Annotated in this window: 10 protein-coding genes; 3 read left to right on the forward strand and 7 right to left on the reverse strand. The window is 57.6% G+C overall.

All coding sequences use genetic code 11. The features are described from left to right. Positions 1 to 180: hypothetical protein (locus KM295_RS16250; RefSeq protein WP_256031315.1), on the forward strand; the 180-nt coding region annotated here is incomplete at its 5' end. A 281-nt stretch (positions 181 to 461) separates the two neighbouring features. Here the strand turns inward: KM295_RS16250 and KM295_RS16255 are convergent. Further along, the gene (locus tag KM295_RS16255) at positions 462 to 1133 is read right to left on the reverse strand and encodes a DUF8130 domain-containing protein (RefSeq protein WP_256031316.1); all 672 of its coding nucleotides are present in this window, start codon (positions 1131 to 1133) and stop codon (positions 462 to 464) included. 516 nt (positions 1134 to 1649) lie between these two features. On the opposite strand from KM295_RS16255, the gene KM295_RS16260 reads away from it, so the two are divergent. Then, positions 1650 to 3299, forward strand: a complete 1650-nt coding sequence (locus KM295_RS16260; protein ID WP_256031319.1) for a DUF1508 domain-containing protein — start codon at positions 1650 to 1652, stop codon at positions 3297 to 3299. 302 nt (positions 3300 to 3601) lie between these two features. Here KM295_RS16260 and KM295_RS16265 read toward each other — a convergent pair whose 3' ends face one another. The 6 genes from KM295_RS16265 to deoC all read right to left on the reverse strand — a co-directional run bounded on the left by KM295_RS16265 (position 3602) and on the right by deoC (position 8228). After that, positions 3602 to 5011 (reverse strand): PGF-CTERM sorting domain-containing protein, encoded by a 1410-nt coding sequence (locus KM295_RS16265; RefSeq protein WP_256031322.1) that lies wholly within the window; start codon positions 5009 to 5011, stop codon positions 3602 to 3604. A gap of 389 nt (positions 5012 to 5400) precedes the next feature. Further along, on the reverse strand, positions 5401 to 5853 hold the full coding sequence (locus KM295_RS16270) for a MaoC family dehydratase (RefSeq protein ID WP_256031324.1): 453 nt from the start codon (positions 5851 to 5853) through the stop codon (positions 5401 to 5403). A 136-nt stretch (positions 5854 to 5989) separates the two neighbouring features. Further along, on the reverse strand, positions 5990 to 6286 hold the full coding sequence (locus KM295_RS16275) for a hypothetical protein (protein ID WP_256031326.1): 297 nt from the start codon (positions 6284 to 6286) through the stop codon (positions 5990 to 5992). 340 nt (positions 6287 to 6626) lie between these two features. Then, complete coding sequence (locus tag KM295_RS16280; RefSeq protein WP_256031330.1) at positions 6627 to 7256, reverse strand: class I SAM-dependent methyltransferase; 630 nt, start codon at positions 7254 to 7256, stop codon at positions 6627 to 6629. Next, on the reverse strand, positions 7243 to 7491 hold the full coding sequence (locus KM295_RS16285) for a hypothetical protein (RefSeq protein WP_256031331.1): 249 nt from the start codon (positions 7489 to 7491) through the stop codon (positions 7243 to 7245). Before KM295_RS16285 ends, KM295_RS16280 begins: the two co-directional genes overlap by 14 nt. 65 nt (positions 7492 to 7556) lie before the next feature. Then, positions 7557 to 8228 (reverse strand): deoxyribose-phosphate aldolase, encoded by a 672-nt coding sequence (gene deoC / locus KM295_RS16290; protein WP_256031332.1) that lies wholly within the window; start codon positions 8226 to 8228, stop codon positions 7557 to 7559. Between the two features lie 329 nt (positions 8229 to 8557). On the opposite strand from deoC, the gene hisB reads away from it, so the two are divergent. After that, positions 8558 to 9145: an imidazoleglycerol-phosphate dehydratase HisB gene (hisB, locus tag KM295_RS16295; RefSeq protein ID WP_256031333.1), complete on the forward strand. Its 588-nt coding sequence runs from the start codon at positions 8558 to 8560 to the stop codon at positions 9143 to 9145. The last annotated feature ends 880 nt before the right edge of the window (positions 9146 to 10025 follow it).

The raw sequence follows: 10025 nt of genomic DNA on the forward strand, positions 1-10025 counted from the left end.
CCTCCTCACTCCTCTCGAAAAGATGTCTCGATAAGCCACTGCCATCAGGCGGTTCTTCGCTTAGCTAAAGACGCATGGCCCGGGAACGGGCTGAATCCACCACCGGCTGATTACGGTCAGCAACATCACATAGACACGCTGCAACAACAAGTGACGCTTTTCATTATCGATCTGCTGTGAGTGGATATCATATACTATCAGCGTGTCATAGAATCAGTCTCAGCCAGCCAGTAGAACTGCGAATTGATCGATGAAGAAACTACCAGATAAGAGTAGTATCCATACTGGTATGCAAGATGGAATGCGCGTATCGGTCATCAGTTCGGCACACGATTTTATCAACTTGAACCGGTCAGTACAGAGTTAGCAGTCAACAGCAGTTTCCCCATGATTTGTGCGTCGTGAGGGGGCACTCGACTGAATTACCTACTTCAATAACCGGAATGGTTTGAGTCACTCGCTCAGTCTTCCGCTGTTGTGACGGCTGGATCGTCTTTCTCAACCGAGAGTGACTGGTCTTCGTCAAGCGTTACCGTGAATCCGAGTGCTACCTCGTGTTCGGTCGTGTCATCTGAGAGCTGCCCGCGGAAAGCTCCTAGGGTATCTTCGAACGGATATGCGCCGGGAGAAGGACATGAATCATTTTGATACCCATATATGTCGTACCGCTGGCTGCTGCTCTCTCCCTGCTCAAGTTTTATTTCTGCTCCAATTTCTTCGATCTGCACATCTTGGGTCACGTTCCAGCATCCATTCTCGGCACTAGTTGGAATTGGGTTCGTCTCGCCTATCCAATCAAGTGGACTCTCGGCTTCGGAGACATCTGGAACGAGTACGAGCCGAGTTTCATCCGATTTGCTCCCGCTCACATACGATGTGAACGGGGGTGTAGCACCCGTAGAGAGGATTACTTGCGTCTCCAGTGTATTGGTTAAGGTGACATGAATCCGTGCGGGGTGAGTCTCTGTGAAGTGTTCCTCAATACTTACATCAAACGTAAGATCGTTCGTTGATATTGACTCCTGATCCTGATTGGTTGACTCATTTGAATCGTCGGAACCAAGGGAGTCAACACAGCCAGCGAGTGAAAGTGTTCCCGTACCGATACTGGACAGGAACGTCCGGCGTTGCATATCAGCAAATAAACGAACTGTGCTTAAGTAGCTCCTGAAGATTCAAACATACGCTTGAGTCACTCAGACATCTCGGTGTTGAATACATGCTCTGTCTCTCGAACCTCGCTATTGACAGAAACTAAGGAGATCCTGTGAGCGCTGCTAAATACACAGCGCGAGTCGGTCGCACAGTTCAAACGATTCCAGCGAACCAGAGAACCGTATAGGCCAACGTCAGAATAGACAGGACGATACCGACGATACCGAGGAGACGCCCTTGCCGTTCGCTCATATCTATTTCTGGAACCGGTACGCAATAGTTCTACTGCCGACACAGCTACCCTGATGAATACATGCTCTACATGTTTCACTGGTCTTCTGACGGATCTCATATACGTCGCCACTCATGACGGTACGTGTGTTCTCTCTATTGACTGCTGTTCGATCCCTGCGAGAACCTTTCTCTGACACGCTTTATACTATACTTGGTTGGTCATGGACACAGGATATGCTTACATGCGCCCTTGTTTTATTATGGCACAGTCAACTGCGGATGGGCCGCTGACATCGATCTACGAGAATCGCATCGGTGACGCCACTAACACGAACGAGGTGATGGGCTACTGGGCGTTCCTCGTTGGCGTATTTCTCGGGCTCATTGGACTCATTCTGTACTCCATAACGGTCCCCGCCACGATGAGCCGCGGGGTTGGATATTCACTCGCGGCACTTGCACCGGCCCTGCTGATGGCGGGGGCCGTCCTGCGCTTCCCACTCCGCAAGACCGCGACGACCCTCGTGGGAGTCGGGCTGGCACTCACCGTCGCAGCGGTTGCGTGGTTCCTGATTGTCTTCCCGGAAGGCTGGTCATTGACGACGGGTAACCCGGCGGTCATTCTGTCGTATGTCGCCGGACTCGCCATTATCGGTATTGGTGGAACTGTCGTTCCGCTGGCGACCGATCCCCGCGACGCCGCCCTTGACGCCTCGAACCGACGGGCGGAAACCGCTGAAGAAGCCACTCGTGCTGCGAGAGACAACGCTGCCGCTGCGAAGCGGGAATCAGAAGCTGACTCGGTTGGACGGGAGGAAGCTCTACAATCCGAAATTGATCAACTCCGGAACGCCCTCTCGGAGTCCGAATCAAAGAACGCGGGATTTCAGACCGAAGTTGACGAGCAGCAAACAGCCCGGTCTGACACGGAAGCCGATGAGGCTGAACTCGCGGTCCTCCTGAACGAACTCCGGGAAAGCGAGTCCCAGTTCGAACTCTACGAGGACCGCGGTGGGGCGTGGCGCTGGCGGCTCCGACACCAGGACGGTGGAATCATAGCGAGCAGCAGTGAAGGGCATGCCACACATGATGACGCTCAGCGTGCCATGCAAGCGGTCCGGCGCGACGCTCATGGCGCGACGGTTCTACACGTCGAAAGCGAGGAAGACCTCCCAGAGCCAGAATCCGGTGAGGGGTTCATTTTTGCCGACGAAGTCGAGAGTCAGGCCACGTTCGAGCTATACGAGGATGAGGGAGACAAGTATCGCTGGCGGCTCCGCCACAATAATGGTAACATGATTGCCCACGGTGGGCAGGGCTACGCGTCGCGTAGCGGCGCTGAGCATTCGGTTAAGCGCATTCGAGAGTCCGTCGGCTCGGCCGAGTACCTTCATGCGGATCCGACCGCCATTGAAGTCTACCGCGATGAGGCGAACAAGTGGCGCTGGCGGCTCCTCCACCGAAACGGCAACATCCTCGCGGGCAGCGGCGAAGGCTACGAGGCCCGACCCGATGTCCGCACAGCTATCGACGCGATTCTTGAGGACATAGGGACCCGGGAAATCGAAGTGTACGAAGATGAGGCAGGGTCGTTTCGCTGGCGCTTCGACGGTAACCTCGACCACGTCATCGCCGACAGCGGCGGGTACGAGTCCCGCGATGGGGCGCAGAAGGCCGTCGAACGGGTGCGGACGTTCATGCCTGAAGCTGATCTGATCGATGTCGGCGAGGCGGCGTTCGAGATCTACGTAGACGAGGGCGAGGAGCACCGCTGGCGGCTCCGCCACCGGAACGGGAACGTACTCGCAAGCAGTGGCGAAGGGTATGCAAGCCGGAGTGGCGTGTGGGATGCCATCGAGAGCGTAAAACGCAACGCACCCGCTGCCGAATTCGAAGAAACTGATAACTGAGGGTACAATCTCTGCACTGACCGATCGGCACTACCCAAACCGTCAGACACTCGGATACGCGCACTGTATCTTGCGCGACCCGATTCAATCTATTCAACAGCTGTCACAATCCGTCTGCAACATTTAGAAGATGGATCGAGCACTTGGCAACAGTTTATTCCAGCTACTTCGTTCCGATACAGCCATTCTGTGGAACGTGCGTATTGACCACCGAGAGATCTGCCGATTCAAAAAGATGTTCCGATAGCCGTGCGAGATTCAAGATGCGAATCGCATACTCTACGTATATTGTCTGTAGAAGATCATGTTTCGGATTCCGAACGGCGTTTGAGTATATAACTAGCTCCAGCCATCGCGCTGAGTGCCGCTACAACCCCAAATCCGGGACCCTGATCGCCCGTTGGATCCGGGACCGTGTCATTCCCATTTGCCCCTCCAGTGGTGTTGTCGGCTGTATTCGATGCTTCAGTGGTGTTGTCAGCTGTACTCGGTGTCTCAGTGGTGGTAGCTGTACTCGACTCTTCACCTTCTCCAGCCGAACATTCTATCTCTATGGAATCTGAGGCGTCTAGGTCCTGCATGTTGTTCCTGTGGAATTCAACCAGATCATTTATTGCCGGACGCGGGGTGTGTCCATACCCGTCGTAGACGGCGATCGTCACTGCTGCATCCACGTTCTCATAGGCGGCTCTACTCACCTCGAAGCGTTCCTCGATATTTTCCACTCCATAGATATCATCAATCAAGTCTGGCATCCCGTAAGGACGGTCGTCTGGATGCACTTTCTGTACATCTTCTGACGGTAGATTTGCAAAACTTCGGTGCCCACTCGATCCTGGTTCAGGTCGGTCCTCATTGCCGATATAGATGTATTGCGGCGTGTTGAGCCACGCCTCCCTGTTGAACGAGCATCCGGTAAGTTCCTCAAGATTGGCAACCCCGATGGGATACGGTAGTTCCCCTTCCTCAGTACCAGCGGGGTACGACATCTGCTCCCATTTTGGATCTCCAACGGCAGGGACATCTTCATCCAGCTCAGTTTTCGGGAGGGTTTTCACTGTCGTACCGCCATGCGACGCTGCGTTCACATGCTCCGGATAAAGTATGGTGAATCGGTTCGTGAAGGTCCCGCTGGCTGAAAATCCATCGATGTGTATCTCCGAGGCGATTGTATGCCCGTTACCTTCGAGTCGAGCGGTTGCATGCTTAACCATCTCCAAGAGTTGCACATCGACTCGCTGGAGTGGTGAATCCTCTATGTTGAATGTACTAGGGTCAAGAACTTGGACGTACACATACCACCGTTCAGGGTTGTCTCGATACCGAGGAAAAACGGGAACAAGAAGCGGGACGTTGAGCCGTTCAGCAATTTGACGTGGTCGACCTCCTAGCGTAGATTCCTTAGCATGCTCAAGGTGCATAGTATAGTCGTCTTCACTGGAGGGTGAATTGTTCGGTCCAACGAAAATAGGTTTAGGTGATTCTTCATCACTACTGAATGATGAGGGTGTGTACAGGAAATAAGGGTAATTGAAACCAGCATCTGGATCTTCTTCAACGTACTCTACGTTTTCATCTTCAACAGTTACCTCGTCTGCGCTCGGTGGCTCGTGTTTGCTTGCGCTCGCTGTTGGGACCATTCCTGCCAGAGCAAACCCTGCAGTCGATGCGGTGATAGTCCGGAGAGCAGTCCGTCTGCTCACATCTCGCATACTGGTTTTTGCGGTGTACTGAGTATAAATTTACTGGAGATTTTCATTAAATAACGCCATATAGAACAAAATATATCTATATATCTCCATATAATTGCATATTATAAGTAAATTTCTCTACTGACGGTCGATTTACCAATATTTCTGATTCAGTTCTATTGAGGTATACACCTCACGGTGAAGTATGATGAATGGATTTTCTGTAACCTGTATAGCGTCCTTAGCTGACAGTGAAAAATTCAACGGGTAGATCGGTACGTGAGACCCCTGTATCGACCGATCCGATCTAATCAAGTCTGGAGATAACCCTGTGCAAGATACGCGCGTTGTATTCAGCATGCTCGCTGAAATTTATCACCGCTCAAGAATTTCAACAGAGCCATCGATCCCTATTTGTCCCCGTTCCGCCGACGGAACATCCCGAGTGCGACCCACTCGATCACCGCCTCGTCGTTTTGATTGTAGCCGACGAGTTTCGTCCGGACGTGTCCGATTTCCGGGCGGCTCTCGGAGGGCCGCTTGTCGAGCACTTCGACCTCGATCCGGAGCGTATCACCGGGATATACGGGGCGGTTCCACCGGAGTTCCTCGACCCCTCTGGCGCCCATCGACGCCTCATCGAGAAGGCCGTCGACGAGCAGCCGCATGCACATCGAGGCGGTGTGCCACCCCGAGGCCGCGAGCGAGCCGAAGATCGACTCCTCGGCAGCCTCCTTGTCGAGGTGAAACGGCTGGGGATCGTACCGCTCGGCGAACTCGAGTACCTCCGCCTCCGTGACCTCGTATCGGCCGTCCGGTTCGTAGACGTCGCCGACCTCGAAGTCCTCGAAGTAGCGTGTCATCGTCACGTATCGACGCGGGGAGCGAATAAAACCGCACCGAAGCGGCGGCTCGGGAGCCGACCCCGGTGTGGCGTTCGGGACGGTCGATCCGGTAGTTCTCGACCCGCCTCGCACCCGCACTCGTCGCGGCGGCGGCCTAGTCTCTGGCGTGCATGACCGCCGCCGTACTGCCGGCAGCCTCCCGGATCGCGGCGGATCGGTCGGTATCCCCTCGGTGGACGCCGAGAGCGGTTCGGCCATCGCCCGGATCGAAAACGAACGGGACGCGGGGGAGATCCGTCTCGCACAGCCGACGGAAGGCCCCCTCCAGACCGGGGATCGAGTCCCAGTTGCTACAGCAGACGGCGTCGCCGCCGAACACCGCAGAGGGGTCGCCGACCCGGCGCAGATCCGCGAGCGTCCATTCCGTGACGGCGGGGTTTCTGACGAACATGACGTCCCGGTCGTCGAGCGTGAACGCGTAGACGTCCGAGTGTTGAGAGCCGAGCGGTAGCAGTCGTAGGTGTGTGCGCCCGTATAGACGAGTGTCGCGACGAGCGCCGCCGAGACAGTGTGGTGACGTGATCCCACCACGAAACGGAGTCGTACAACCCCAACATACCCAGCATGTGGAGAAACCCGCGACTGCGATCCATGCGAGGAGTTCGGGGCCGAACGCGACGTCTCCACCGGGGCCGAGTGAGAGCCAGTATTCGACGGGACGCGGTGATCGGACGGGGGTATAAAAGCTACGGGTAGCGACCGGGTCGAGCGGCGGCGACCCGTCGCTCCGTTTACCGGCGGGCGCTGATTCCGACGAACGAGCCCTCGCCGTAGCCGTCGTCGACACGGTCCGGTTCGGTCAGCTCTTCGGGCATGCGAAACACCGTCTGGGTAAACTCGAAGTCATCGAACCCGGCCGCCTCGAGCGCGTCGACGAGCTCCGCCGTCGAGTGAAACGTCGCGTCCCGATAGAACGGGTTCTCGTCTTTCCGCTCTTGATACCGCTCGCCGAGGGGACTCTCCCTGTCGATGTAGCCGACGACGAGCCGGCCGTCCGGCCTGAGCACCCTTCGGGCCTCTTCGAGCGTCCGATCGAGATCGTCGACGAAACAGACCGTCGTGACGAGGAGCGCAGTTCCGAACGCCCCGTCGGCGATCGGGAGCGCCTCGGCGACGCCTCGCGCGACCGCGATACCCCGTTCGGCCGCGCGCTGAAGCATCTCCGGTGCCGGATCGATCCCGGTCCGGATCCCGAGCGGGGCCGCAAACCGCCCGGTCCCGACCCCGATCTCGACGCCGTCGGGGGCGTCCGGAACGAGCCGTTCGAGTGCCCGCAGTTCGGACTGGTAGGCGTGGTCGTAGGCCTCGAACCAGTCCTCGTACCGGTCGGTGTGCTCCTCGAACGGCTCAGTGATCGGCATCGTTCCCCCCGTAGGCTTTCTCGCCGCCGGTGCTCGTCCCGACCGTTACCGGCTCCTTGTCGTCGTACTCATCAACGTCGAGTTCGAAGCGGTGCGATCCGTTGATGCGATAGTACGCCAGACCATCGAAGCCGTCCCGTTCGTCCGACGGGATCGGCGAGTGGGGGTCCGTCCGGAAGTGTTCGTCTTTCGCCGCCCGGTCGTTTCGAATTGCGGCTTTCCAGTCGGCACTCATACTCGCCCGTTCGATCCGCGACACTACTATCCCTTCGGGAGTTCCGACCCGCCGGGAACGCCTCTCTACTGGGTCGATTCGTATATTTCGACCCCGGAGGAGGCACCGATCCGGCTCGCGCCCGCCGAGACCATCTCGAGGGCTTCCTCGAAACTCCCGATCCCGCCGGAGGCTTTGATTCCGGTGTCGCCCTCGATGCCGTTCCGGATCGCCCCGATTTCGGCGGGATCGGTCGGTCCGTCGTACCCGACAGCCGTCTTGACGAAGTCGGCTCCGCCCGCCTCGACGAGTGCGGCCGCCCGCTGAATCTCCGACTCCGAGAGAGTAGGCGACTCGATGATACACTTCAGCGTCCGGTCACCGGCCGCTTCCGTCGCCGCTTTGACGTCCTCGATGACCGTCTCCTCGTCGTCGTTTGCGAACGCGGTCCGGTTCATCACCATGTCGAATTCGTCGACGGACCCGGTGAGCGACTCGATCTCGGCCCGTTTCGCCGCCGAGTTTTGAATCCCGTACGGGAACCCGACGACCGCGACGACGTTCGCCCCGTCGCCGACCAGTTCGTCGGCGAGCTGTGCGTGGTACGGAACGACGACGGCCGAACAGAAGCCGTACTCGCGGACCTCTGTACACAGCTTTCGGATTTCAGCTTCGGTAGCCGTCGGGTCGACGTTCGTGTGATCGATTATCGACGCGACCGTCTCGGGATCGTCCCGCAGTGTCTCTTCGAGGGACATGTTCCGCCCTTCGTCGGCGGGAGGTAAAACACGACCGTCGATCGGGTCGGTGGGGATCGCGGACGGTAGCGAGACGGAGACAGCCGGTCACGGATCTTCCGTCCGGACACAACAGACCGGTACGACGGCGTTGCGCACGACCCGGTGACGCTGCCGACAAGACGCATCGATACGGGTCGGAAAGGAGGCCGGACGTTCGGCCGACTCGCCGACGCTCCGCGAGGGGCGAATCATCACGGTGACGAGCGAGTAGGGTAGGGTAGCTCACTACGAAGTGGTTCCTCCCACGGGAGCAGCACCTACATATACTGCCGCATAAACGTACAGGTATGACGGACCGAACGGCGGCCCGAACTCGTACGACGGCCGAGACCGAAATCGAGGTGACGCTCGATCTCGACGGCGACGGCGAGAGCACCGTCGAGACCGGCGTGGGCTTCTTCGATCACATGCTCGAGGCGTTCGCGAAACACGGACTCTTCGATCTCACCGTCCGGTGTGACGGCGATCTCGACATCGACGACCACCACACCGTCGAGGACGTCGCGATCACGCTCGGCGGCGCACTCGAGGAGGCGCTCGGCGACAAACGCGGGATCGCCCGGTACGCCGACCGTCGGGTGCCGCTGGACGAGGCCATCGCGGCGGTCGTCGTCGACGTCTCGGGGCGGCCGCGCTTTTATTTCGAGGGGGCCTTCTCCCAGCCGACCGTCGGGGACTTCACGAGCGACATGGCCCGGCACTTCGTCGAATCGCTGGCGCTGAACGCCGGATTGACGCTGCACGCGAGCGTCGACGGCGAGAACGCCCACCACGAGATCGAGGCGCTGTTCAAGGCACTCGCGCGCGGACTCGACGACGCGACCCGGATCGACGACCGCCGCAGCGATACGCCGAGCACGAAGGGCGAGCTGTAGGGAACTCTCGTATTTCCTGACACGTATCCCACCGACGGGGTGTGACTGCGTTGACGGGCTTACTGAACACAGTGAACCAGCAGTATCTATCTGGTAACTGGTGGCTGGGCTAACGCAAGACACAGTGAGTAGATACAACAAAGAGGCCGGGGGGCTCGGAGCCACTAAATCGGTAGGGAATCGGAATGCGACCGGAACGACTCGATCAGCGGTCCGATCTCGGGAAACTGCGGTCCCTGCGAGATTCAATCGGTAGGCCGATCCCACGCGATGTGCCCTGAATCCGCTAACGTTGGGAGGTGAGTGTGTTCGAGAATAAGTGTTGCTTCGTACTCGGAGCCCTCAGTGTGAGCCGCGACTCGGTCACCGATACGGTATCGTTTCTATCGAATAGCTCAGCTGTTTTGCGGCGCGGACGACAGCTCAGCATATCGGAGTGCTGATCCGTCAGGGGATCCCCACCGTGCGTCGTCTAATGTCAATAAATTTCATACTCAGCTCTGAGTTTCATAAAGAAAACGGCCAGTGACCGATACAGTTAGAAGAGTATACTAAACTCGGCGTGCGCCGGGGGATACAGGCTTTCTCCGGTAAGAGCAATATTGGTTAACCCTGATTAGTAGTGTAGCACACTCGGATCATTCATCGGGAATATCGCAGTGTACATCCCGGGGACTGTTGCAGATGGGAAAGATACCGATCCCGAGGATCTCGGTTTTAGACTTACAGGGGGTATCGATCCCGATGAGATAGCACAGTTGACGGCCCAGCAGACTGCCCCCCGAACGGTTTTTTATCTTGATAGAGCGTGTCATAGAATCCATCTCATAGCTTCTCGCAGCCCGGTTCGTTTCCTCGCTCGTAGTTGGTGATGGCAACA

The organism is Natronomonas aquatica (genome assembly GCF_024449025.1).
GTDB lineage: Archaea > Halobacteriota > Halobacteria > Halobacteriales > Haloarculaceae > Natronomonas > Natronomonas aquatica.

Excerpts from the sequence above, each read along its gene's own strand:
- hisB (WP_256031333.1), top strand. The coding sequence starts at position 8,558 with ATGACGGACCGAACGGCGGCCCGAACTCGTACGACGGCCGAGACCGAA.
- KM295_RS16255 (WP_256031316.1), bottom strand. The coding sequence starts at position 1,133 with ATGCAACGCCGGACGTTCCTGTCCAGTATCGGTACGGGAACACTTTCA.
- KM295_RS16260 (WP_256031319.1), top strand. The coding sequence starts at position 1,650 with ATGGCACAGTCAACTGCGGATGGGCCGCTGACATCGATCTACGAGAAT.
- KM295_RS16285 (WP_256031331.1), bottom strand. The coding sequence starts at position 7,491 with ATGAGTGCCGACTGGAAAGCCGCAATTCGAAACGACCGGGCGGCGAAA.
- KM295_RS16275 (WP_256031326.1), bottom strand. The coding sequence starts at position 6,286 with ATGTTCGTCAGAAACCCCGCCGTCACGGAATGGACGCTCGCGGATCTG.
- KM295_RS16265 (WP_256031322.1), bottom strand. The coding sequence starts at position 5,011 with ATGCGAGATGTGAGCAGACGGACTGCTCTCCGGACTATCACCGCATCG.
- KM295_RS16280 (WP_256031330.1), bottom strand. The coding sequence starts at position 7,256 with ATGCCGATCACTGAGCCGTTCGAGGAGCACACCGACCGGTACGAGGAC.
- KM295_RS16270 (WP_256031324.1), bottom strand. The coding sequence starts at position 5,853 with ATGACACGCTACTTCGAGGACTTCGAGGTCGGCGACGTCTACGAACCG.
- deoC (WP_256031332.1), bottom strand. The coding sequence starts at position 8,228 with ATGTCCCTCGAAGAGACACTGCGGGACGATCCCGAGACGGTCGCGTCG.